Source organism: Streptomyces sp. ISL-66, from assembly GCF_018614135.1.
Classification (GTDB): domain Bacteria; phylum Actinomycetota; class Actinomycetes; order Streptomycetales; family Streptomycetaceae; genus Streptomyces.
The window spans coordinates 16,001-39,508 of sequence record NZ_JAGGOW010000111.1 but is presented as its reverse complement, the minus strand read 5'-3'; the positions used below and the strand labels follow the sequence as shown (position 1 = coordinate 39,508).

The window sequence follows — 23,508 nt, the reverse complement described above, 5'->3', positions numbered from 1 at the left end:
CCGCCCCGCCGCGATCATCCGCGACCTCGACCTCCTCCGCCCGATCTACGCCCAGACCGCCGCCTACGGCCACTTCGGCCGCGAACTCCCCGACTTCACCTGGGAACGCACCGACCGCGTGGCCGCGCTCCGTGCCATCGCGGGGGTGTGACGTGCGCATAGCCGTCACAGGATCGGTCGCCACCGACCACCTCATGACCTTCCCCGGACGCATCAGCGACCAACTCCTGGCCGACAAGCTGGACCGGATATCCCTGTCCTTCCTCGTCGACACCCTGGAGATCCGGGACGGCGGCGTCGCCGCCAACATCGCCTACGGTCTGGCCCGACTCGGCCACCGTCCGCTGCTCGTCGCGGCCGTCGGCCGGGACTTCCGGGACTACGGCCGCCGGCTCGCGGAGCTGGGCGTCCGCACCTCGGCGGTGCACGCCTCCGAGACCCGGCACACGGCCCGCTTCCTGTGCACCACGGACCCGGACGGCAACCAACTCGCCTCCTTCTACGCGGGTGCGATGGCGGAGGCGGCCGACATAGACCTCGTCGACGTGATGAACCGGTGCGGCAGGGCCGACCTGGTACTGATCGGGGCCGACGCCCCGGCGGCGATGCTCCGCCACACCCGGGCCTGCCGCGCCCTCGAGATTCCCTACGCCGCCGACCCGGCCCAGCAACTGGCCCGTCTGGAAGGCCCTGAGATCCGAGAACTCACCGACGGGGCACACCTGTTGTTCACCAACGAGTACGAGCACGAACTGCTGCTGCGCAAGACCGGCTGGACCCACACCGAGGTACTGCGGCGGGTCGGCACGTGGATCACCACGCTCGGCGAGAAGGGCAGCCGCATCGAACGGGCGGGCAGCCCGGCGGAGGACGTCTCCGCCGTCCCCACGGACGCCGTCGTCGACCCGACCGGCGTCGGCGACGCCTTCCGGGCCGGCTACCTGGCCGCCCTCGCCGCAGGGCACACCTCCGTGCGCTGTGCGCAGACGGGCTCGGTGATGGCCTCGCTCGCGCTGTCGGCCGTGGGCACGCAGACGTACGACACCACGCCGGAGGGGGTACGCGAACTGCTCCGCACCGCCTACGGGGCGGACGCGCATCCCCTCGGTGACCACGGCGGCCGGCCGGAAGGCACCCCCGCGGGTGGCGGGGCCCACCGATGAGCACCCTCACACGGCCCCGCACGAGCCCGGGCCCGGCCGCCCTGATCGCGGCCGGCCACCGTTCGTACTCCTTCGAGTTCTTCCCGCCCAAGACGGGCCAGGGCGAACGCGTGCTGTGGCAGGCCCTGCGCCGGGTCGAGGCCGTCGACCCGTCCTTCGTCTCCGTCACGTACGGGGCGGGCGGGTCCTCGCGGGAACGGACCACCGACCTCACCCAGCGCATCGCGGAGCACACCACCCTGCGTCCCGTCGCCCACCTCACCGCGGTCGGCCACTCGGTGGCCGAACTCCGCCGGATCATCGGGCGCTACGCCGATGCGGGCGTACGCGACGTACTCGTCCTGCGAGGCGATCCGCCCGGTGACCCGAGGGGGCCGTGGACTCCTCACCCGGGCGGTCTCGACCACGCGGTGGACCTGGTCCGGCTGGTGCGGGAGCTGGGCGACTTCAGCATCGCGGTCGCCGCCTTTCCCGAACGCCACCCCCGCTCACCCGACTGGGAGAGCGACATCCGGCACTTCGTCGCCAAATGCCGGGCGGGCGCCGACTACGCCGTCACCCAGATGTTCTTCCGCGCAGAGGACTATTTCCGGCTGCGCGACCGGCTGGCCGCCGCCGGGTGCGACACCCCGGTCATCCCGGAGATCATGCCCGCCACCCGGTACGACCAGATCCGCCGCTTCGCCGCACTGAGCGACGCCGCGTTCCCGCCGGACCTCGCCCGCCGTCTGCACGCCGCCCGGCACGACCCCGACGAGGCCCACCGCGTCGGCGTCGAGCACGCCACCGAACTGGCGCAACACCTCCTGGACCAAGGCGCGCCAGGGCTGCACTACATCACCCTCAACCAGTCCACCGCGGCACTGGACATCCACCGCCGGCTGAGTCTGCCCACCCACCCCGCGGACCAGTAGGCGGGATCCGCCGTGACCGTCCACGCGCGGCGACCCGTTCGCGCGCGATCCGAGTCCGCGATCTTGAGCTAGGGAGACGTTTTGCCCATGACCCGCACAGCCCCGTTCATGACCTGCACGGGCCCCGTGCTCCCTCCCCTCCGCGCCCGGTTCGAGTGGTCCGCAGGGGACCAGCGCGCGGTTGACACCGTCCGCGTCCTGGCCGCCGGCGCCGTACGGAAGGCCGGTGACGGCCACCCCGGTACGGCGATGAGACTGGCCCCCGCCGCGTACACCCTCTTCCACAAGGTGATGCGCCACGACCCTGCGGACGCCGACTGGACGGGGCGCGACCGGTTCGTCCTGTCCGCGGGCCGCTACTCGTCCCTGACGCTCCACATACAGCTGTACCTGGCCGGTTTCGGCCTGGAGCCGGACTGCCTGGAGGCCTTCCGTACCTGGGCTTCGAAGACGCCCGCTCACCCCGAGCACGGGCACACGACCGGCGTCGGGACCACTTCGGACCCGGTGGGCCAGGGCGTTGCCCATGCGGTGGGCCTGGCCGTGGCCGCCCGCTACGAGCGCGGCCTGTTCGATCCCGAGGCGGCCCCGGGCACCTCGCCGTTCGACCACTACGTCTACGCCGTCGCCGATGACGACTGCCTCCAGGAGGGCATCTGCGCCGAGGCGTCGTCGATGGCCGGGCAGCAGAAGCTCGGCAACCTGATCTTGCTGTGGGACGACCACCACCTCTGGATCGAGGGTGACACTGACACTGACACCGACACCGACACCGGGACGGCGATCTCCGAGGACACCCTCGAGCGCTACGAGGCGTACGGCTGGCACGTCCAGCGCGTACGGCCCAAGAACGACGGCGACCTCGACCCGGCCGCCCTGTACGCGGCGATCGAGGCCGCCAAGGCCGATACCGAGCGCCCGTCGCTCATCGCGATGCGCTCGACCATCGCCTGGCCGGCCCCGAAGGCTCAGGGCGCGGAGGCCGTGCACGCTCGGAGCACGGAGGCCGGGCACGGATCGGCGCTCGGCGACGAAGAGGTCGCCGCCACCGAGCGCGTCCCCGGCTTCGACCCGGAGCAGGTCTTCGAGGTCCCCGACGAGGTCATCGCCCACACCCGTGGGGCCCTCCACCGGGGCGCCCAGGCCAGGACCACGTGGGAGAAGTCCTTCGCCGCGTGGCGTACCGCCAACCCGGAGCGCGCAGCCGAGTTCGACCGCAACCGCGTCGGCGAACTACCGGCCGGCCGGGAGGAGAAGCTCCCGGTGTTCGAGACCGGCCCCTTCGGTGTAGGGGACATGACGAAGGAGAACTTTTGAGCAGGCTGCGCTGGCTGACCGCGGGGGAGTCACACGGACCCGCACTCGTCGCGACGCTGGAGGGGCTTCCCTCTGGTGTGCCGATCACCACGGAGATGGTGGCGGACGCGTTGGCCAGGCGGCGGCTGGGTCACGGGCGCGGCGCCCGGATGAAGTTCGAGAGGGACGAAGTCACCTTCCTGGGCGGTGTGCGGCACGGCCTGACGATGGGAGGCCCCGTCGCGATCATGGTGGGCAACACCGAGTGGCCCAAGTGGGAAAAGGTGATGGCGGCCGATCCGGTGGATCCCGGGGAGCTGGCCCGGTTGGCGCGCAACGCGCCGTTGACCCGCCCCCGCCCCGGTCATGCGGATCTCGCCGGTATGCAGAAGTACGCGCTGGCCGACGCCCGTCCGGTTCTTGAGCGGGCCAGTGCGCGGGAGACCGCGGCGCGGGTGGCGCTGGGCGCGGTGGCCAGGTCCTACCTGAAGCAGACGACCGGCATCGAGATCGTCTCGCACGTGGTGGAGCTGGCCGCGGCCAGAGCTCCGTACGGTGTGCTGCCCAAGCCCTGCGACGAGGCGAGGCTGGATGAGGATCCGGTGCGCTGCCTGGATGCGGAGGCGTCGAAGGCGATGGTCGCGGAGATCGACCAGGCCCACAAGGACGGCGACACCCTCGGTGGTGTGGTCGAGGTGCTGGCGTATGACGTGCCGGTGGGTCTCGGCTCGTTCACGCACTGGGACCGGCGGTTGGACTCGCGGCTCGCAGGTGCGTTGATGGGCATTCAGGCGATCAAGGGCGTCGAGGTCGGCGACGGATTCGATCTGGCGCGGGTGCCGGGATCGAAGGCGCATGACGAGATCGTGCGGACCGCCGACGGCGTGAGGCGTACGACCGGTCGGGCGGGCGGCACGGAGGGCGGCATGTCCACGGGTGAACTGCTGCGCGTACGGGCGGCGATGAAGCCGATCGCGACGGTTCCGCGCGCGCTGGCGACGATCGACGTGGCGACCGGCGAGGTGGCCGCGGCGCACCATCAGCGGTCCGACGTGTGTGCCGTTCCGGCGGCCGGCATCGTGGCGGAGGCCATGGTGGCCTTGGTACTGGCGGACGCGGTGGCCGAGAAGTTCGGCGGGGACAGCGTCGGTGAGACACGGCGCAACGTGCGGTCGTACCTCGAAAATCTCCAGATCCGCTGAGCGTCCCACCCGTACGGCGTCAAGGGCGATTCAAGGGCGTCGGCGGGCCCCACGGAGTTTGCAGCGCCGCCCGCAGGGCTTCGACCGTTTCCTGTCCGATCCGCTCGGCGAGTTGCCCTTCCAGCCGGTCAAGGATGGCGCGGGCCCGGCGGTGTGCGCGCTCCCCGTCCCGGGTGCGCCGGATGAGCCGCTGCCGGGCCGACGCGGGGTCCGGGACCTGCTCGAGCAGTCCGGTGGCGACCAGGCCGTGTACGGCCTGGTGCGCGGTCTGCCGGGTGACGCCCATGCGCCGGGCCAGCTCGGAGACCGTGGTGCCCTCGTCGTCCAGCACGGCGAAGAGCCGTGCTTGCGTCGCGGACACCGGCACGGCTCCGGCTGCCTCCAGGGCTGCCAGCAGCCCCTCTTCGAACCAGCGCCGGGCCTCTTCGAGCAACTGCGGAAGGTTGCGGCGGGTGGACTGCATCTGTTCCTCACGATGGGCCGGGGCCGGGGGCGGGCTCGTACCCGGCGCTTGATTAACGACACCCTCTCGTGTCAGGGTACCTGACATTCATGACGGAGTCGGATCACGGGAGAACGCATGACCCTGGAGTACGCCACCCGCTACCGGCAGGCATCACGGATACCCGCGGAGCCGGGCAAGCCCTACTTCATCGAGAAGGGCGAGGGGGACCGCGCCCATCTCTTCGGTGACCTGATCACCATCTACGCGGGCGCTGAGCAGACCGAGAACACCTTCAACTTCTTCACCGTCGAAGGTCCCAAGGGCGACCTCATCCCGACCCATCTGCACACCGACACCCACGAGATCTTCTACGTCACCCACGGGGCCGTCCGGCTGTTCGTCGAGGACACCGAGGGCAACCAGCAGGAGAAGCTGCTCGTACCCGGCGACTTCGGCTTCGTGCCGAAGAACTGCCGGCACGCCTACCGCATGGAGCGCCACCACAGCCAGGTCGTCGGCGTCGCCGCCGGTCCTGCCGGCACCTTCGAGCGGTTCTTCGAGAACCTCGGCGCACCCGCCGAGCAACTCGGCCTGCCGCACCAGCCGGTCGTCCCGGAACCCCACAAGTTCGCCAGTGTCCCCGAGCAGTACGACGTGCGCTTCCTGCCCGACCACCAGTGGCGGACGTGATCCGCCGTGTCGTGCAGGGAGAACCAACTCCTCACCATCTCCTTGATCGCGACCAGATGCACGCCCTAGTCCCCGGGCGCCCGCATGCCCCTCGCGCGGGCGGCTCTCGTCGCCGTGTCGGAGCCGAGGAGGTCGAGGACTTCGAGGGCGCGGCCCGCCTGGGCGGAGGAAGCCAGTACGCCGCCGCTGAATGTCGAGCTGATCGCGGTGTCACCCGGCAGCGGGCCGATGACGACGACGCCCGGCAGGTCCAACGACCGCCATCAGTGTCATGTCCGGCTTCGGTCTCGTGCTGTTGCTGGCGGTCTCCCCGTTCGTGGACGCGCTGAAATCCCGTGGCGTGAGCAGCCGTTGGTCCAGCGGGGCGACGCAGAGCATCGCCGTGTGCGTGGCGGGGTGCGCGATGGCGGCGTTCCCGTTCGTCGACGCCTCCGGTCCGCGGCTCGTACTGATCGCGCTGGCCTTCGGCGGCACCGCGATCGCCATCCCCCTCCACTACATGACGACCGCGGAGGTCGTCCCCCCTGCCCAGCGGGGCGCCGTGTTCGGTATCGGCACCCTGCCGGGCCTCGTGGCACCGTTCCTGACCGGCCACCTCATCGACGCGGCCGACACCCCGGCCGCCGGCTACACCCAGGCGTTTCTCGTCGCCGGCGCGGCCATGCTCACGGCAGGCGCCTTCGCCCTGGCGGCCATCCGCCCGGAACGGGACGCACGACGCCTGGGGCTCGACGCCGGGGCTCGGCCCTGAAGTGTGTCGCAGAAGGTCGTGGCCGGGCAGGTCGGGCGCTTTGGGGCGGCTCGCTGAGCGCAGTGGTTGCGGTGTCAGGCGAGGGTGAGAGGGAGGGTGGTCAGGCCGCGGGTGAGGCGGGTTCGGCGCCAGGTCAGGGATTCCGTAGGGATGGCCAGGCGCGTGTTCGGGAAGCGGGTCACCAGGGCGCGGAGGGCGATTTCCGCCTCGGCCCGGGCCAGGGGGGCGCCCGGGCAGCGGTGGATGCCGTGGCCGAAGGAGAGGTGGCCCTCGGCGTCGCGGTCGAGGTCGAGGCGGCCCGGGTCGGGGAATGCCGCCGGGTCGCGGTTCGCGGCCCCGGGGGCGATGAGCACCGGGAAGCCCGCCGGGATGTCGATCCCGCCGACTCGGAGGTCCTGCGTACTGTGCCGGAAGGTGGCCACGCTCACCGGGGAGTCGAAGCGGAGCAGTTCGTCGAGGGCGCCGGGGATCAGGTCCGGGGCCCGGCGCAGGCGGTCGAACGCCTCCGGGTGCCGGAGCAGGGCCAGGACGGCGTTGCCGATGAAGTGGGTGGTGGTCTCGTGCCCGGCGACCAGGAGGAGGGCGGCCAGGGAGACGGTCTCGTCCCGGTCGAGGCCGCCCCCGTCGCAGTCGCGCAGGAGGGAGTGGAGCGGGCCGTCGCCGGGGGTGGCGCGGACCGTGTCGACGAGGCGGGTCAGGTAGTCGCCGATCCGGTGTGACGCGGAGTCGACGCGGTCGGTGTCGGTCGCGTCGAAGAGCTCGTGGGACCAGTCGGCGAGCGCGGCGCGGTCGGATCGCGGCACGCCCAGCAGCTCGCAGACGACGGTGACCGGCAGGGGTACCGCCAGCTCCGCCACGAGGTCGACCTCCGTGCCCGGTCGCCACGTGCTCATGAGGTCGTCGACGATCCGGGTGATGTAAGGGCGCAGTTCCCGGACGCGTCCGGTGGTGAACAGGGGCGTCGCCACCCGCCGGTGGCGGGTGTGCGCGGGAGGATCGCTCGCCAGCATGTTGCGGGAGATCGCCGGGTGCAGGTCGCGGTTCGAGGGCCGGTCGGCGAAGAAGCGGGCCGTGTCCTTGGACAGGCGTGGGTCGGTGAACGCCTCGCGGGCTTCGGGGTGGCCGGTGATCAGGTACGCGTGGTGTCCGCCGGAGCCGGTGGGGATTCGCTGGACGGGACAGCCTTCGCGCAGCCGGTCGTAGGTGGGGTAGGGGTCGGCGAAGAAGCGCGGGTCGCGCAGGGGGTCCTGCCGGGCTGTGGTCACGAGGCCGCGCCCGCGGTCTCGGGTGCCGGGTGGCGCCCGTAGGCGTCCGCCACGAGCAGCAGCCACGCGGTCTCCGCCGGGAGGTCGCCCTTGCGGGAGCGGGTACCCGCGGCGGGCGGGGCCTCGTCGCCGTCGACGGGGAGGCCGGTGCGCTTCGCGTTGACGGCCGCGGAGATGACTGCCGCCTCCACCTCGGCCTCGCCCTCGGGGGTGTCGGCCATGCCCCGGCGGGCGACCTCGGCGGCCGCGGTGTCCCGTACCGAGGTTTGACGGTAGCGGCGCAGGGCCAACACGCAGTCGTTGATCTCGATGACCCGACGGTGGAGGTGGAAGTCGAGGTCGTGGGCGTCGGTTTCGGCTTCGGTGTTGCCCGGGTCGAGCACGACTTCGGGGACCGCCGAGGTGACCTCCCGCCACAGGGGTTCCAGCGCGGTGAACGAGGCCCGTTCCCAGCGGCGGCGGCGCAGTTGGCTGAGCGGCCACAACAGGGCGGGGAGGGTTAGTCCGACGGTGATGAGGAGCACGGCGACGGCGGGCGCGGTCACGCTGAACGTGCAGCGGAAGGGGGTCAGCGGGCTCGAGCACCGGGCGTGGTCGGGTACGAGCCCCAGGCCGAGGCCGATGGAGACCAGGGCGAAGAGCTTGTACGAGGCATAGACGAGGGCGAAGCCACAGCCGACCGAGGTCGTGCGCAGGCCCCAGCGCTGACTGCGGCGAGTCGAGCGCTTGGACTGGGCCCAGGTCTGCAGCAGGAAGTCCTTGGCCGTGTACCCCAGGTAGGAGATGTAGATGAGCACGTAGCACGCGTACAACGCCGGGTTGCGGCCGGTGAGTTGTTCGGCGACGAAGAAGACGGTCATGCCTGCGACGGAGATCGCGAGGGCGATGACGCGCAGTCGGATCTGCCGGTGGGCCTGTTCGCGGTCCAGGTTGAGCTGGAAGAGGAAGGCGAGGACCGACGTGGCCGCCGTCAGGGTGAAGGTGTTGCTGAGGAGTCGGGCGACGTGGGGGACCACCGATTCGACCGCGCGCTCCACGGCGGGGGCGTAGGAGGCGAAGGCGAGGGCGAACGAGGTCAGCAGCGCCGCCATCGCCCAGGTGCCCGTGGGGCGGTGTCCGCCGCGTCCGCGTACCCAGTAGGCGGCGAAGCACAGCAGCACGACGGCCGTGCCCGTGAAAAAGATGTTGATCATTTCCGGTGGCGCTTCTTCCTGTTCCTGTGTGGCTTCGCGAACAGCGCGTCCCAGCTCTCGGCGCCGCTGGCGGGCCGGCTCGACGGGCCTTCGCGTCCCCGGTACATGAGTTGTCGAATCACGCTGGCCATCACCTCGGCCTCGCGTTCGTCCTCGCTGGTGTAGCTGGTCCGGCCGGACATGCGCTGGACGAGGGTCGGGTTGAACCCGATCGCGTGCAGGGTGTCCTCGTCCAGTTCCAGACTGCCGGGGTGGTCGCAGATGATGTGGCTGATCTCGTGGGCGAGGATGTGGTTCTGGTGGAGGGGGGAGGTGGCCTCCTCGTAGAACAACAGGTCGGCGTCCGGGGTCTCCAAGCGGATGCCGCACGGAGCATCCATGGCGCCCAGGGTGCTCAGGGGGCGCAGGATGATGGGACGTCCACGCTGTTCGGCCACGGCGTCGCGGAGATCGCGGGTGCTGAAGCGGTGCGGGAGCCGAAGCGCCTCGACGCGCGCCTCACACGTGGCGCGAAGCTGCTCAAGGTCCATGTCCTCACTCTGTGACGCCGGTCGGGGGTGGTCGGCCGGGGCGAACTCTGCCTCGAAGCCCCGTACGCGCGTCCCCATGCTGACATGATCACGACTCCGTTTCGAGGGTGGGGTGCCCCCACGGCCGGCCGTGCGGCTCGGGATGCCGGGCTTGTGCCGGGAAACGCCTGATGCCCCCCTGTCGATGAGCGTCACAGGGGGGTGTCGTGGTCGGGGCGGGGGCCGTGTGATCGCCGCCCGGTGCGCGGTTCAGTCGTCCAGGCTGAGGTCCTGCGCGGGGTCGTCGGTGGTGAGCCCTTCGAGCTTCCGGGCCTGTTCGATCACGGTGGACAGCATCTTCAGACTGTCGACGCTCAGGCCGTTGGCGCGCAGGGCCACCTTGCGGACGTCCTGATCGCGCATGGCGGCGAGGAGATGGATCTCCGCCCTGGTGCGCTCGGCCGCCGCGCTGTCGACGAAGTAGCCCGCCGGTACGCCGAAGAAGTCGGCCAGGGCCTTGATGGTGTGCCGCGTCGGGTTCCGCTTGGCGCCCGTGCGCAGTTGCTGGATGGCACTCGCCGTCACCCCGCGTCCCTCTCCCGTCGCGGCCTTACGGATTCCCTCGGCGACCTCCGCGTAGGTGTAGGGCCCCCGGGAAGGGGGGTGCACCTCTCGGAAGAGGTGGTCCAAGAGCTGGGCGAAGGTGGGCGACTGGTCATCCTCCACGTACACGACCTCCTTGGCGTGATGCCGAGCCTTTGCCCACCACAGTGTTTCTCGAAGCCCGTCGGGCTGGCACCGGCAACACTTTGGTTGACGCCGGACAGTCACTCTGGTGTACGTTATCAACGCTTCGTCGCCACTGAAGTGTTGAGGGGAAGTGGCGGCGGCACCGACCGGATCGGGGTCGAGCTTCACGGGGGTGAGCTCGGCCGACGACCCGGAGCGCCGCCCGGCGCCGGGGCCGCGGCGGGTGCCCGGCCGACCCGGGGATGGGGGCCCGCCTGCCGGGCGCATGGCACGGAGTCCGGTGCTCCCGCCCGGGTCAGGCCTTGTGGTACGCGTACGCCTCGTGGGCGGCCGACGCGACATCGGACAGCGGGGCTCCGGCCGACGCGGCGACCACCGCCGCCGTCGCGCCCTCCACGAACGGAGCGTCCACCAGCAGCGACCCCGGAGGCAGTTCGTCGTCCTCCAGCAGGGCCTTCACCGTCAGCACCGCACTGCCGAGGTCCACCAGCAGGGCGATTCCGCCGCCGCCGTCCACCTCCCGCGCGGCGGCCACGATCCGCTCCGCGCTCGTGCCCAGGCCGCCGTCGTCGCGCCCTCCCGCCGCCGCCACCCGCGCCACGGGGCCGCCCGCCGCCAGCCCCCGGGCCAGCTCGGCCACCGATTCGGCCACCGCCGCGCTGTGCGAGACCAGGACGATGCCCACCGTACGAGCGGGCCCGGCGCCGACTTCCGGGGCCGTCATCGGGATCCCTCCGCGGTGTCGGCCAGTGCCGTCAGCAGCAAGGCCGAGGAGGTCGCACCGGGGTCCTGGTGCCCCACGCTGCGTTCGCCCAGGTAGCTGGCCCGGCCCTTGCGCGCTCGCAGGGGGACCGTCGCGAGGGCCCCCTCCTCGGCCGCGGCCCGGGCCGCCCCGTACGAGACCGTGAGCGCAGCGACCCCCGGCACGAGGGCGTCCAGCATCGTCTTGTCGCCCGGCGCGGCCCCACCGAGCGCGGCCACGGCCCGTACTCCCGCGTCCAGGGCGCGCCGCAGGTCCTCGTCCGAGACCTCTGCGGCGTCGGCGAGCTCCTTGCCGGTGCGCCGCAGCAGCGTCCCGTAGAGCGGCCCCGAGGCGCCCCCGACGGTGGAGATCAGGGTCCGGCCCGCGAGCTGGAGCACCGCCCCCGGCGCGGACGGCGAATCCGTGTCCAGGGCGGCCCGGACGGCCGTGAAGCCCCGCAGCAGGTTGCTCCCGTGGTCGGCGTCGCCGATGGGGGAGTCGAGCTCCGTCAGCCGGTCCGCCTCCCGCTCCACCGCGTCCGCGATGGCTGCCATCCAGCTCTTGAAGAACTCTGCGTCACGCACCGGATCTCCTCTGCTCCATCACGGTCGGCTCCCGACAGCCTTCACGGTCGGTTCCCGACAGCCTACGATCAGCGACCCCAGCGGAGGCCCGCCGTCTGCACGGGGGCGTCCCACAGCCGCAGCAGCTCCTCGTCGGCCCGGCACAGGGTCACCGAGCAGCCGGCCATGTCCAGCGAGGTGACGTAGTTCCCCACCAGGGTCCGGGCCACCGGCACACCCCTCGCCTCAAGGACCCGTGCCACCTCCGCGTGGAACCCGTACAGCTCCAGCAGCGGCGTCGCCCCCATCCCGTTGACCAGGGCCAGGACCGGACCGTCGCCGGGGGCCGACGCCGCCATGTCCTCCAGAACGGCACCCACCGAGAACTCCGCGATCTCCCGCGCCGTCATCATGGCGCGACGCTCCCGGCCGGGCTCGCCGTGGATGCCGACGCCCAGCTCCAGCTCGCCGTCCGGCAGGTGGAACGTGGGCGAGCCCTTGGCGGGCGTGCTGCAGGCACCCAGTGCCACGCCGAAACTGCGCGAGGCCTCGTTGACCTGCCGCGCGAGCGCGGCGACCCGCTCCAGCGGGGCGCCCTCCTCGGCCGCCGCCCCGGCGATCTTCTCCACGAAGAGGGTGGCTCCCGTGCCGCGCCGCCCGGCCGTGTAGAGGCTGTCGGTCACCGCGACGTCGTCGTTGACCAGGACGCGCTCGACCCGGATCCCGTCCTCCTCGGCGAGCTCGGCGGCCATGTCGAAGTTCAGGACGTCCCCGGTGTAGTTCTTGACGACGAACAGCACGCCCTGCCCGGAGTCGACGGCCTTCGCGGCCCGCAGCATCTGGTCGGGCACGGGCGAGGTGAAGACCTCGCCCGGGCAGGCGGCCGACAGCATCCCGTACCCCACGAACCCGGCGTGCAGGGGCTCGTGCCCCGAGCCCCCGCCGGACACCAGACCCACCCGGCCCCCCTCGCGCGCGCCCCGCCGTACGACGACCCGCGCCTCGACGTCGACGTCCAGGTCGGGATGGGCGGCGGCCAGCCCGCGCAGGGCGTCGGCCACCACCGTCTGCGGACTGTTGATCAGCATGTTCATCCGGTGCCTCCCGGTGGCAACAGGCGGACGGGCGATCAGGCGCCTCCACGGCGCCACGACGGGCGGGCGTTCGCGCGAGCGTACGGCCCGCACCTATTCACGCCAGTACCCAGTGTGCCGAAGGTCACCACGAACGCAGGCCGAGTGACGGAACTCCACCTCAAAGGGGCTGCGGCGGACGGGTCCGACCAGGAGATCCTCCGCTACGGCTACACCGATGGCCATCTCACCACGGTCACCAACTCCTCCGGCCGCCCCCTGAGCTTCGACTGTGACGAATACGGCCGCATCACGTCGTGGACCGACACCAACGGAAGCGGTTTCGACTACATCTACGACGAGCAGGACCGCTGCACCTACCAGTCCGGCACGAACGGACACCTCGAAACCACCTTCACCTGGGACGGCGTCGATCCTGCCACTGGGCTCCGCATGACCAGCCTCACCAGCGGCCTGGGGCACACCGAGCGTCACTTGGTCAATGACCGGTCACAGGTGGTCGCCGAGATCGACCCCATGGGCGCGGTCACCCACTTCGAGTACGACCGCTACAACCGACTCTTGTCACGGACCGATCCGCTGGGCCACGTCAGCCGCGCCGTCTTCGACGAGCGAGGCCGCGTGACCGAGATGGAGCGCCCGGACGGACGCCAGGTACGAGTCGAGTACAACGCGATCGGGCTCCCGGTACGCACCGTTGGTACCGACGGCAACGTCAGGCGTCAGGAGTTCGACACCAACGGCAACCGGACGTCGGTCACAGAGCCGTCCGGGCAACTGCGTTGCCCACGTGGACGCTCTCGGCGGGGTCACGACTTTCGAATACTCGGACTTCGATGTCCTGACGGCCCGCACAGGGCCGGACGGCTTCGGCTACGCGTTCAGCTACGACACCGATCTCCACCTGACCCAGGTCACCAACCCCCAGGGACTGACCTGGGACTACGTGTACGACCCGGTCGGCCGGGTGATGGCCGAGACGGACTTCGGCGACCGGACGCTGACGTACGGAAGGGACGCGGCAGGGCGGCTCGTGTCCCGGACGGACGTGCTCGGCCAGACCATCCGCTACGAGCGGGACGAGCTGGACCGTGTCGTCCGCAAGGACGCCGCCGGCGCCGTGACGACCTTCGCCTATGACTCCGGCGACCAGCTCGCGGAAGCGGTCGGCCCGGATGCCACGCTCACGCGCCTGCGCGACAGGTACGGCCGCCTCAAGTCCGAGACGGTGAACGGCCGGACGACGGCGTTCGCGCACGACCAGCTCGGCCGCCGCACCGGCCGCACGACCCCGACAGGGGCGGTCAGCACCTGGACCTATGACGCGGTCGGCTCCCGCACCTCCCTGACAGGTTCCGGCCTCCCCATCATCTTCGGCTACGACGCGGTCGGCCAGGAGATCACCCGGCGGATCGGCGATACCATCACGCTGTCGTCCCGGTACGACCACGGGGGCCGCCTCACCACCCAGCACGTCACCCGTTCCGGTCACAGCATCCAGCGCCGCGACTACACGTACCGCGCCGACGGCAATCCGACAGGCCTGGACGACCAGCTCGCGGGTGCGAAGACCCTTCGAGCTGGACGCGGTCGGCGGGGTGACCGACGTCCGAGCGGAGGGTTGGACCGAGCGGTACGCCTACGACGAAGCGGGCAACCAGACGACCGCTTCCTGGCCCTCCACCCACCCTGGCCAGAGGACGCCGTTGGCCCACGCGAGTACGCCGGTACGACGAGGACCGCTTGCGCGGGGTGACCACCCCCGATGGTGCCGCATGGCGCTACGCGTACGACGCACTCGGCCGCCGCACCTCCAAGCAGCGCCTCGCCGCCGACGGCGCGACGGTCCTCGAACAGGTCCTGTTCACCTGGGACGGCACGACCCTGTGCGAACAGAGGACGGAATCACCGGGCGTCTCCCACGCGGTAGTCCTCACCTGGGACCACAAGGGCCTGCACGGTCAGTCGACTGGTGTCCAGCGGCTTGATGATGCTCGAAAGACTTCCGGAGGCGGTCGTACCGACGGCGCAGGCGACGTCCTGGCCGATGTCGAGGAACCGCAGCGCGTCCTCCGGCTGCCGCCAGGGGACCGACTCGATGGCCTGGCGGCTCCACCGGCCGTACGCCACGAACCCCAGTCGCTGGGTGTCCGGCATGCGCGTGATCACCGCGAGGTCGATCGCGGTGATCCCCGGCGCTACGGCGAAGCCCTCCTTGAGGGTGGCGACGACGTTGGACCCCATGGCAGTGAGCCACCACAGGACCCGGTCCCGCTTGGTCAGCGTCTTCAGTGTGGGGCGCCCGCTGGAGGTGACGCCAGGAGTCTGGTCGGGCAGCGCGTCGATGTCGTGCTGCCGCATCACCACGGACATCACGGAGCCGTCGACCCCGACAGCACAGCCGGCGGCGGGGTTGTCGGAGAAGGCGTAGTTGACCGTCTCGCACACGGTCGCCGCGTCATTCGCGACGAGGGCATGCCACCACTGCTGTGCCTCGGCGTTCAGCTCCCCGTGGATGCCGTACAACCGTGCCTGTTCGGCAGCCAGGTAGCCCGGAGCGTCGTGCTCGGCCCGCAGCTTCGCCTCCGCGCGCTCGGCACGGGCGAATAGGCCGAGCCCCGCCAGGTGGAACGCCTTGGCCTCGGCCAGAGCCCAGGGCAGCCCGAGCTGCGGGGGTCCGGGTACCACCGGCGGGTGCACAGGGGAGAAGGGCTGCAGGTGCACGCTGGTCATCTGCTGCCGCAGCTCCCGCAAGTGTGCGATGGCCGCATCCCGTTCCGCCTCCTGCTGGGCCCGCTCGGCCTGCCGGCGCACCCGCTCGAGCTGTGCGCTCGAAGGCCCGGCCGTCCGTGGACGCGAGCCGGAGCGGGTCGTCCGACTCGTACTGGTCCGGCGGCGCCCGCCGCCCAGTGCGGTAGAGGCATAGAGGGGCCCCATCCCCGACGAGAGCGTCGTCCGTCCGCCGCCCACGCTCACGCGTGCCATCCGAGGCCCGACGGACGTCCGTACGCCCCTGGCCGAGACACGCACACTCAGTCCGGGCACACCAACGCGGAAACCGAACCCATGGGGCCTCCCCTTTCTACTCCGGGGAGTCTGTCACTACCGCGGCGTCGGTACGTGAGAATCGTGGCATATCGCAAATTGTCGGGAGGGGCCCTTCGAGATCGCATCCCAGACCTTCGCCGGGCACCCCTCCCGCCGCTTTCGGGAAGAGGTGCGATGACCTGCTCGGGAAGACAGCTGCCCCTCGGATGGGGCTGTCAGATAGCGGCTTCCCAGATCATTTCGTCGGTTCAATCAGAAAGGGCTGCAGCGGCCGTCATGGCCGCCACGAAGGCGATCAGTCGCCACCCGATTTCGTGCGCTGCGTCGAGCAGGGACTTGTCCGCCGCTTCGAGCGCTGCAAGGAGCGCCTTGATCTCGGTCCGGTCGCCACGATCGACGGCGCCCAGGAGACGCAGGACCCGCGAGCACGGGGGCGCGGTCGGCACCCACCAGATCGAAGTCGATGGCATCCGGGTCATGGACTGCCTCTCCGGTGGTGCACGTTGGTTCGATTAGCGCCGCGCTTACGCCTGGGCGCAGCCCTTCGGCAGCGGCTAGTAACTCCTCCAGCGTGACGAGATATTGGTACTGAAATCCGAAGGCAGCAGCCTGCCCCCACGCTCCGCCATGCCGGCCCCTTCCTTTCCGAGCGCTCAAGTCTTTGGTGGTCGTTCAAGGCTAAGTAGCCCCACTGACAACATGGGGTGTCCCGTGCTGAGCACGCGAGACGTGGGAGAGCTGACCGGGACCATGTACACCTGGCTCGACCTGTCACGGCCACGTCTAGGTCGCTGGAGGGAGATCATGGACGCCGGCGCTTCTAGCAACGCCTGAGGTACCGCATCAACACGTAGGCGGCAGCGAGATTACGCGTGATGAGACCACTTTCCTCCTGGCCGGCTACCCCGCCGTGTGCTCCTCGAGCGAATCGTTCCGTTGACGTGGGCGCCGTGTGCCACTGGCGCGCTTCCAGGTGCCGCCTGGTGCCGTACGCCTGGCTGGAGAGCGTGTGCCGGTCGGTGACCGAGGGTTCATTCGTGGGCTGGGTGCTGATCGAGACACAGCCAAGACCTTCCCAGCAGGGTTCAAGCCAAGTCCGCCACGAGCAGGTCGAGTGTGGCCTCTTCGTGGAGGGCGATGCCGAGTGCGGCCATGGCTGGGGCGAGGCCCGGGTCCCAGTCCGCGGTGGTCGGTGGGCCGGTGAGCGGGTGCTGTGGGACGTTGCGGGCCTGGGTGCTGGTGGCGAGCTGTTCGTAGTCTTCGGCGCCCATCCGCCATGGCTCGGCGCCGTAGCGGTGGACCACGCGGTTGGCCAGGGCTATGCCCGGCCAGTCGAAGTCGCCGTGGTAAGCGAAGCGGCAGCCGGTGGCGGCGAGGGCGTCGAGGAGGGTGAGGACCACTGTCGCGGCACTCCCCGAGGTGCACACCAGCGGTTGTGAGCAGGCGGTGTTGGCTGCGGCCTCCACCACCCGTGGGTTCTCGCAGATGCGGATGAGGGTGCCGGCCGGCAGCGAGAGCCGCAGTGCGTGCAAGTCGCGCAGTGTGAGGTGGGTTTCCACGTGGTGGACCGCTCGTTCGTACAGGGAGCGTTCCCGCCAGCCCCCGCCGTCGAAGGCGCAGGCCATAGGCGAGCACGGTGCTGGAGACCTCGTCCGGCGTGACGGATGCGAGCCGCCACAAGGCGCGGCGTCCGGCCGCATCGTCGGGGAGCTCGGTGTCGTGGGCGAGGGCTATGCCCCGTTGGACGAGGCGCGCGAGCCAGGTCCCGTCGTCCAGGCCGTGGGCCGATCCGGTTGCTTCGGCGGCGAGGTCGCCCCGCCCCCAGGCGCCGGCCCGCCCGGGACCGAAGAGCAGGGTGAGGACGTGGACCGCCTGCTGGAGGGTACGCACCGCTGTTGCGGGTGTTACACCGTTGGGTACCCCCGTGCGGCGCAGCCCGTCGTACCAGCGCCAGGCCCAATCCTCGTTGGTGAGTTGGCAGCCCTCCAGGGACGAGGCGAGTGAGGACCACACCTGATCACGCCGTGCCTGGGCCTCCGTCCGAGCGGCGCGGCGATCGGTGAGCGTCGGTCCGAGTTCCTGGAGTACGTCCGTGAGACCGAGGTCGGCGGCCGAGGACCGCAGTCGGGTGTCGAGTGAGTCGAGCTGCACCGTGGCGGTGGCTCCCGTGATCGGCTTACCGAGCAGGAGCGACAGGTCGTTCCTCTCCTGTACAGCCAGTCCTGACAGCCGCACCGAGCCGGTCGCCTGGAGTCCGTTGCCTTCCAGGCGCTTGCGTGCAGATTCCCAGAGCCGGACGAGGCCCGGCCCGGCCAGCCAGTTACGTGTGGCGGCGGGGAGCCGGGTCATACGGACACCAAGCGCCGGTGTCGGCCGTTCCAGGTGTAGTGCAAGGTGGCGACCCCGCGTGTGTGCGGGTCGCGGAGGCACTCGTAGATGTGCAGGGAGGGCACCTCGGGCCAATTGCCCATGAGTCTCTCGCTGGTGAGGACGAAGTCGAGGTCGAGGTCGACAAGGATGCGGCCGAGCCGGCCATGGGTGGGTTCGTCGACCTTGGCGAAGGCGTCGTCCAGGAGGATCAGCCGGGGAGCGTGCGGTGCGGACTCGCCGAGGGTCGTGAAGTGGGCGGCGGCTGCAGCGAAGAGCACGAGGTAGGAAAGCACGCGCTGTTCACCCTGGCTGAGTCCGGTGCGTCCGGTGAGCTTGCGTTTGCGGCCGGGGACGGCGTCCTCGACCACGAAGGTGTGGAAGCGGAACCAGTCGCGATAGTCCAGCGCGGTGCGCAGATGGGCGGCGTACCCGGCTGACGGATCGGTCCGGCGGGCGTCCTCGATCCGGCGCTGCAGCACCTCGCGCAGCTGCTCGCCCTGCTCACGGGTGCGCAGGCTCGAAGGACTGCGCAGTAGTTCGACGGCTGCCCGCACGTCGGCGTCGACGTCCTCGTCCAGCTTCCACTGCAGCTCCACGCCGAGCCCGTGTGAGGTCCGCACGGTCTTGAGCGTGTCGTTCAGCGCGGAGACGAGGTTGGCGGCGGTGACGACCTGTGTTGACAAGTGGTCACCGAGTTCGCCCGTGAGGAAGCGTTGGAAGACCTCACTCTCACGCTCGGTGAGGCGACCACGGGCTTCGGCGGCCCGAGCAGCGATGCGTTCTCCGACGACGGCGACGTCGTGCGGACCGTGGTCATCGACCAGGCGGCAGATCTTGATCCCGGCGAGTTCCTCGAGTTGCGCGTCGTACCCGCCGGCCAACTGGTCGCGCAGTGCCGTGTGCCCGTTGAGGAGTGTGCTGTCCGAAACTTCCTTCCTCGAACGGTCGAGACCGCCCCGCACTGCATCGGCCAGCCCGCGCAGGGACCGGATGCGGTCACGGACGTCCGCGCCCGGGTCGTCCAACAGCAGTGCGGGCAGGGAGGAACGGTCCAGCCCGGCGCCACGGATTACCTCCGGACGACCGACCGCACCGCGGAGGGTGCTTCCGGCGGTGATGACGGCCGTCTGCTGTACCAGCAACTCTTCGAGACTTCGCTTCTCGTCCTCCTCCGCGCGGACCCTCTGGTCGCGGAGGTCGTGGTGTCCCCGTTGGGCTCCCGGCAGCGCCTGGGCGGCGGCCGCGACGCGCTGCTTGGTCTCCTCTTCGCGGGCGAGGATCTCCTCTTCGGAGGAACCGATGGCTTCTTCACGGGTGCGGAGGTCCTGCTGGGCCGAGCGCAGTTCGCCGAGTTGGAGTCCGTAGCTTTCCGCTGCCTCCAGGCGGTCGTGGTGGGCTCGTGCGTACCTGGTGTGACCGGCCCGGTGCCTGTCCAGCCCGTCGGCCACGCCGCAGATAGCCCGGCACATGCGTCCAATCCCGTCGAGCAGAGTTGCGAGGGCGGTTCGTACGCGATCCAGGGCGTCGGAGTCGGTGGGGAGGTCGTGGGCTGTTGCGGTTCCCTCTGCTTTGCTACGGGCGGCCACGGCCTCGGCACGTGCCTCCTCGGCCAGGCGTGCCGCCTTCGTCGCCTTGGCGGTCAAGTTCCGCAGGGCTTCCTCCCCGGAGTCGAGCTCGTGCCAGGCGCGGGTGAGTGACTGCGGCCGGGGGAAGTCGCGTTCCGCCGATGCCAGGTCCCGGCGGATGGTGTCGAGCCCGCCGAGTTGTCCGCGGTAGTCGGACAGCCGCTTCTCCGCTTCCGCCCAGCGAACTTCCAGTTCGGCGATCTTCCGGCGTCGTGTCTCGGCTCGTACGGCGGCGCCCACGTACTCGGCACCGTCCTTGGAATGCTGGCCGCGGAGGGGACCGAGGCGCCAGCTGCCGTCGTAGTACACCGCGCTGGTGGTGGCGACTTCCTGAGCTGGGGCGAGGGCGACGGCGGACAGGAGGTGTTGGACCCGTTCGCGCGCGATGCCGCCCTCCGGTTGCGCGGCGGGGCGCAGCGCGGCGGCCAGAGTCGAACCGTCGGGCAGTACGGTCCCAGGCTGGAACAGGACGTCTCGCGTCAGGGGATCGAGGAGCGTTCCGTCCGAGGTCACCCAAGCGTCCAGAACCCCGCTCGCTTCGAGCGCCGCCTCCAGGCCGGCCCGATCGGCGGAGGACAGGTCGTCAGCGAAGTCCACCAGCCGGTAGAAGGGCGCTCCGGTACTTGGATCGCGCTCGGCGGTGCGGTGGTACGGGATGGGCGGCTCCGGATCGGTTCGCCGCTCCCACTCCTCCTTCTCCCTTGTCAGAAGGTCGTGTTCCTCGGTGAGCCGGGCGACGCGCAGCGCGAGGGAGTCCCGCTGTTGAGTCAGTTGCACACCGTACGGCTCCAGCACCGTCAGGGCGGTGCGCTTAGCCTGCCCGTCGATGTCGGGTGGCAGCACCCGCTCCGCGAAGGGGGCCTCCGACGAGGTCTCACAGGCGACCGTCGCACGGACAGGGGTCAACGGAGGGCAGTCCGGGCCGGCCACGGCCCGGACGTGCTCCAGCCAAGCCTCCACCTGACGGAGGTAGCCCCCGCTCTCCTCGGCTACCTTCTCCCGATGGCCTTCGAGGCGGGCCGCAGCATCCTCCGCCTCCTCTTCAAGTCGTTCACATTCGGCATCCGCAACAGCCGCCCGCCCCCGTGTCTCCACAACCTGTGCTACCAGGCCGACCACCTCTTGCACCGTCCGGGTCCGGTGCTTCACCACCGTGCCGGCGTCCTCCAGCTGTCCTTGCCAGGACCGCAGGGCGGATTCCGCTGCCGTGGCGTCCACGGCGATCACCCGTTGGTGCCGCACGATGTGGACTTCTGCGTCAGGCCCCGTGAGTTCCGCCGCCGAAGCTCCGGCCACATCCGTTCGGGGCAGGCCGACAGTCTCGCCGAGATGGCCTGTGGGGAGTCCCGCCTTTTCGGCCTGCACCACGAGCTCGCGGTGATCCGTACCTAGTTCGCCAAGGCGTTCGCCCAGATGTGAGACGCCCTCGGCCAGGCGGTCTGCCGCACCTTCTTCCGTGTCGTGCGCCTTGGCGAGCGCGGCGAAGGACGTTCCGGCCGCTGTGCCCAGGGCGCCGACCGTGGTCCGGCGCTCGGACAACTCTTCCAAACTGCGGTATGCGCTACTCGCCCGCAGGGCGTCGAGCTCGGTCCGGGCGGCTTGCTCCTCCTCGCGCAGCGCGCGCAGACGTGCTTCAGCCTCGGCTTCCCGTGCCTTCAGGGCTCCTGTCTTCTTCGCAGCCTCTCCCGCCTGCAGGCGTCGCTGCGCCAAGGTGTCCAGTTCTCCGTCGACCTTCTTCGCAGTCCTGAGCAGCACTCCGGACAGATAGCTGCGGTAGTCGCCCAGGAAGGTGCGAAGGGCCCGGTCGGTGCGCTCCAAGCGGCCGAGCTCCTCTCGAACGGCGTCGAGGTCGTGGAGGTTGCGTGCCACTTTCTCCACTACGTCGTCGTCGAGTCCTGGCAGCGTCTCGCTCAGGAGGGAGGCGAGCCCGCCGGACTCGATCCGATCCCCGACGGTGGGACGTCGCAGCTGGTGGAGGAGCTGTGTGAGGTTGCGGTACCGCGTTGCGTCGGTGATGCCGAACAGTTCACGGGCGACCCGCGAGCGGTGCTGGACGGAACGGTCCGTGACGTTCTCCGCGCCGACGGCCTCTTTGAGGCGATCGACTGGCAGGGGTCTGCCTGCCTCGACCAGGCGGAAGTCCTCGCCGACCCGCAGCGGGGTGACGAAGAAGACCGGCACGGCCTTCTTCGTCGACTTCGATGCCCGGATGGCCGCCCCAAGGGTGAGGTATCGGTCACCACCGTCGTCCGTCGTCATGTGGAACTCGACCCACAGGTATCCGAGGCGGTTCGTCTGCTCGAAGCCGTCCAGCATCAGCCAGACGAGGCTCGTTCGACCCGTACCGGTGGCGTCCAGAGCGCGGGAGTCGCCGTCCAGTAGGTACGGGAGCAACATCTCCAGGGCCTTGGACTTGCCTGCCCCGTTCTTGCCACGCAGCAGCAATCGTCCGTCGCCGAAGTCGAATTCCTGTTCGTCGTACTGCCAGACGTTGAGGATGCCTGCGCGGTGCAGGCGGAAGCGCGTGCCGGCTGCGGTGGCGGATCGCTGAAGGGGGATGGGGCCGTTCGCGCCCGGGGTCATAGCGGCAGCTCCTGCTGTATGTCGATGCCGGGTGTCGCTCCGGCGGGCCGGCGTTCGGTGACGTGGGTGGCGTAGCGCGCAGCCGCGGCGAGGAGTACCCAGTCGGTGCCGGCGGCGCGGGCGCCCAGCACGTCGGTCACGGAGCGGCCCTCCGGGACCGCGTCGTCGTACCCCTCGGGCAACCCCTGGCCCGTGGAACGGAGCGGGCCGGCGGGGGCCACCAGCCGCATCCGGCTCAGCAGGTCCAGAACTGCCTTCCGCAATGAGGAGGGATCCTCAAGGTAGTCGCGCTGCCAGTTGCCGCGCTGCCCGTACTCGGTGATGAGCTCGGCCAGCAGCTCATCCACCAGGCCGTCTGGAACGGCGACCCCGATGACGAGCCGCCCTCCCGTTGCCGGATGCCCTGGTTCGGCAGGCCGCAGCCGTTCCACGAGGCGCTCCACCAGGAGGAGCGAGGCTTGGGCGACGGTTCCGGTGCCGGGCAGGTGCAAGTCCGTCAGCTCCTCCTCAGGGTCCACCAGCGCCACGCCCTCGCCGCGAATCTCCGCCTCGAGTCCTAGAAGCTCGGAGAACGCCTGGGCCTCGCGGCGTTGGCGGGTCCGCAACCAGTCCCTCTCGGCATCGGTCAGCTCATCCAGGTACACGACGGGCGTTTCCACGAGCATCCGGCGCACATAAGTGCGGGGACCGCCGAACCCGGGGTCGGCAGCCCGCCTCACCAGGTCCACCCCGTCCAGGCTCTGCGTGAGCGGACCGGCAACGATGATCCGGGCGATCTCCCGGTCCACCGTGATCAGGGCCTCGCCGCCTTCCTCCTGCACGAGCGATCCCACACTGCCTTCGGTCTCCGTCAGGACACCCCAGTCGATCAACTGGCGAAGGGCGGCGACCAGAGTCCGCTTCTCCACGGCCCGGCCCGTTTCCTCTAGCTTGACACCTGCGTCGGCTGCTGCGGCCCTGATGTCAGCGACCAGCTGGGAAAGCAGCATCTGTTCCGGGGCGGTCACCAGCACGGAGAGCGCGAGCGCGAGACAGGAGTAAGTGCGCGGGGTGAAGGCGGTACCGGTGGATCGCTCCAGCCGGTGCCCTGCGGCGGTCCCCAATCCGGCCTTGAACAGCCTGGCGTAGGAGGTGTCGACCAGGAGCCGATAGCCGAGTACCTGCTGGAATCGCTTGCCCAACCAGTCGGCGTGCCGTCGTATCAGGGGGAACAAGTCTGCGTAGGGGCCGACCGACGTCACCAAAGGGTGGGCAAGTAGCAGCCGTCCAGCGGCACGGCGTTCGGTTGCCAGGGCCACGTCGTGT

21 protein-coding genes and 3 pseudogenes are annotated in these 23,508 nt (G+C 70.5%); 9 read left to right on the top strand and 15 right to left on the bottom strand.

The features are described from left to right. The 5 genes and pseudogenes from J7E97_RS21365 to aroC form a co-directional block, all read left to right on the top strand. Nucleotides 1-151 (top strand): methionine adenosyltransferase domain-containing protein (locus tag J7E97_RS21365; protein ID WP_215029670.1); only part of this gene is annotated, 151 nt, incomplete at its 5' end. 1 nt (nucleotide 152) lies between these two features. Continuing rightward, nucleotides 153-1,163, top strand: coding sequence for a carbohydrate kinase family protein (locus J7E97_RS21360; protein WP_215029659.1), 1,011 nt, complete (start codon nucleotides 153-155; stop codon nucleotides 1,161-1,163). Continuing rightward, entirely contained in the window at nucleotides 1,160-2,077 is a 918-nt protein-coding gene (gene metF, locus J7E97_RS21355) for a methylenetetrahydrofolate reductase [NAD(P)H] (RefSeq protein ID WP_215029657.1), read from the top strand. The genes J7E97_RS21360 and metF overlap by 4 nt, the downstream gene beginning before the upstream one ends. Before the next feature lie 108 nt (nucleotides 2,078-2,185). Beyond that, nucleotides 2,186-3,355 (top strand): annotated as a pseudogene (locus J7E97_RS21350) (transketolase); the annotation flags it as partial. 35 nt (nucleotides 3,356-3,390) lie between these two features. Next, on the top strand, nucleotides 3,391-4,575 hold the full coding sequence (gene aroC / locus J7E97_RS21345) for a chorismate synthase (RefSeq protein WP_215029654.1): 1,185 nt from the start codon (nucleotides 3,391-3,393) through the stop codon (nucleotides 4,573-4,575). A 19-nt stretch (nucleotides 4,576-4,594) separates the two neighbouring features. On the opposite strand, the gene J7E97_RS21340 is transcribed toward aroC, so the two are convergent. Continuing rightward, entirely contained in the window at nucleotides 4,595-5,038 is a 444-nt protein-coding gene (locus J7E97_RS21340) for a MarR family winged helix-turn-helix transcriptional regulator (RefSeq protein WP_215029651.1), read from the bottom strand. 117 nt (nucleotides 5,039-5,155) lie between these two features. Between J7E97_RS21340 and J7E97_RS21335 the strand changes: the two genes are divergently transcribed. Next, complete coding sequence (locus tag J7E97_RS21335) at nucleotides 5,156-5,710, top strand: quercetin 2,3-dioxygenase (RefSeq protein ID WP_215029648.1); 555 nt, start codon at nucleotides 5,156-5,158, stop codon at nucleotides 5,708-5,710. Between the two features lie 65 nt (nucleotides 5,711-5,775). Here J7E97_RS21335 and J7E97_RS21330 read toward each other — a convergent pair whose 3' ends face one another. Continuing rightward, nucleotides 5,776-5,964, bottom strand: a complete 189-nt coding sequence (locus tag J7E97_RS21330; protein WP_251054907.1) for a hypothetical protein — start codon at nucleotides 5,962-5,964, stop codon at nucleotides 5,776-5,778. A gap of 17 nt (nucleotides 5,965-5,981) precedes the next feature. On the opposite strand from J7E97_RS21330, the gene J7E97_RS21325 reads away from it, so the two are divergent. Further along, nucleotides 5,982-6,461 carry a hypothetical protein gene (locus tag J7E97_RS21325; protein ID WP_251054906.1) on the top strand — a complete coding sequence of 160 codons (480 nt, stop codon included), beginning with the start codon at nucleotides 5,982-5,984 and terminating at the stop codon, nucleotides 6,459-6,461. Between the two features lie 74 nt (nucleotides 6,462-6,535). Here the strand turns inward: J7E97_RS21325 and J7E97_RS21320 are convergent, their stop codons facing one another. The 7 genes from J7E97_RS21320 to dhaK all read right to left on the bottom strand — a co-directional run bounded on the left by J7E97_RS21320 (nucleotide 6,536) and on the right by dhaK (nucleotide 12,577). Continuing rightward, nucleotides 6,536-7,726, bottom strand: coding sequence for a cytochrome P450 (locus J7E97_RS21320; RefSeq protein ID WP_215029645.1), 1,191 nt, complete (start codon nucleotides 7,724-7,726; stop codon nucleotides 6,536-6,538). Further along, entirely contained in the window at nucleotides 7,723-8,919 is a 1,197-nt protein-coding gene (locus J7E97_RS21315) for an MAB_1171c family putative transporter (RefSeq protein WP_215029642.1), read from the bottom strand. Before J7E97_RS21315 ends, J7E97_RS21320 begins: the two co-directional genes overlap by 4 nt. Beyond that, nucleotides 8,916-9,449: a regulator component gene (locus J7E97_RS21310; RefSeq protein WP_215029639.1), complete on the bottom strand. Its 534-nt coding sequence runs from the start codon at nucleotides 9,447-9,449 to the stop codon at nucleotides 8,916-8,918. Before J7E97_RS21310 ends, J7E97_RS21315 begins: the two co-directional genes overlap by 4 nt. A 249-nt stretch (nucleotides 9,450-9,698) precedes the next feature. After that, nucleotides 9,699-10,154, bottom strand: coding sequence for a helix-turn-helix domain-containing protein (locus J7E97_RS21305; protein ID WP_215029636.1), 456 nt, complete (start codon nucleotides 10,152-10,154; stop codon nucleotides 9,699-9,701). A gap of 319 nt (nucleotides 10,155-10,473) precedes the next feature. Continuing rightward, on the bottom strand, nucleotides 10,474-10,902 hold the full coding sequence (locus J7E97_RS21300; protein ID WP_215029633.1) for a PTS-dependent dihydroxyacetone kinase phosphotransferase subunit DhaM: 429 nt from the start codon (nucleotides 10,900-10,902) through the stop codon (nucleotides 10,474-10,476). Continuing rightward, complete coding sequence (gene dhaL, locus J7E97_RS21295) at nucleotides 10,899-11,504, bottom strand: dihydroxyacetone kinase subunit DhaL (protein ID WP_215029630.1); 606 nt, start codon at nucleotides 11,502-11,504, stop codon at nucleotides 10,899-10,901. Before dhaL ends, J7E97_RS21300 begins: the two co-directional genes overlap by 4 nt. A gap of 68 nt (nucleotides 11,505-11,572) precedes the next feature. Next, a complete protein-coding gene (dhaK, locus tag J7E97_RS21290) occupies nucleotides 11,573-12,577 on the bottom strand; it encodes a dihydroxyacetone kinase subunit DhaK (protein WP_215029628.1) in 1,005 nt (334 codons plus the stop codon). Between dhaK and J7E97_RS36055 the strand changes: the two are divergent. Beyond that, nucleotides 12,509-13,303, top strand: a pseudogene (locus tag J7E97_RS36055) (hypothetical protein); the annotation flags it as partial. The gene dhaK and the pseudogene J7E97_RS36055 overlap by 69 nt on opposite strands. A 64-nt stretch (nucleotides 13,304-13,367) precedes the next feature. Continuing rightward, nucleotides 13,368-14,333, top strand: coding sequence for a hypothetical protein (locus J7E97_RS36050; RefSeq protein ID WP_308346611.1), 966 nt, complete (start codon nucleotides 13,368-13,370; stop codon nucleotides 14,331-14,333). Between the two features lie 149 nt (nucleotides 14,334-14,482). On the opposite strand, the gene J7E97_RS36840 is transcribed toward J7E97_RS36050, so the two are convergent. The 6 genes and pseudogenes from J7E97_RS36840 to J7E97_RS21260 all read right to left on the bottom strand — a co-directional run bounded on the left by J7E97_RS36840 (nucleotide 14,483) and on the right by J7E97_RS21260 (nucleotide 23,501). Continuing rightward, a complete protein-coding gene (locus tag J7E97_RS36840; RefSeq protein ID WP_308346613.1) occupies nucleotides 14,483-15,391 on the bottom strand; it encodes a hypothetical protein in 909 nt (302 codons plus the stop codon). Nucleotides 15,392-15,873: 482 nt separating this feature from the next. Further along, on the bottom strand, nucleotides 15,874-16,104 hold the full coding sequence (locus J7E97_RS21275; RefSeq protein ID WP_215029624.1) for a hypothetical protein: 231 nt from the start codon (nucleotides 16,102-16,104) through the stop codon (nucleotides 15,874-15,876). Nucleotides 16,105-16,710: 606 nt separating this feature from the next. Next, complete coding sequence (locus tag J7E97_RS36040) at nucleotides 16,711-17,250, bottom strand: DUF2399 domain-containing protein (protein ID WP_251054903.1); 540 nt, start codon at nucleotides 17,248-17,250, stop codon at nucleotides 16,711-16,713. Nucleotides 17,251-17,299: 49 nt separating this feature from the next. Further along, nucleotides 17,300-17,974, bottom strand: a pseudogene (locus J7E97_RS36035) (TIGR02679 domain-containing protein); the annotation flags it as partial. After that, a complete protein-coding gene (locus tag J7E97_RS21265) occupies nucleotides 17,971-22,203 on the bottom strand; it encodes a TIGR02680 family protein (protein ID WP_215029621.1) in 4,233 nt (1,410 codons plus the stop codon). The pseudogene J7E97_RS36035 and the gene J7E97_RS21265, both read right to left, overlap by 4 nt. After that, complete coding sequence (locus J7E97_RS21260; protein ID WP_308346612.1) at nucleotides 22,200-23,501, bottom strand: TIGR02678 family protein; 1,302 nt, start codon at nucleotides 23,499-23,501, stop codon at nucleotides 22,200-22,202. Before J7E97_RS21260 ends, J7E97_RS21265 begins: the two co-directional genes overlap by 4 nt. Nucleotides 23,502-23,508: the final 7 nt, after the last annotated feature.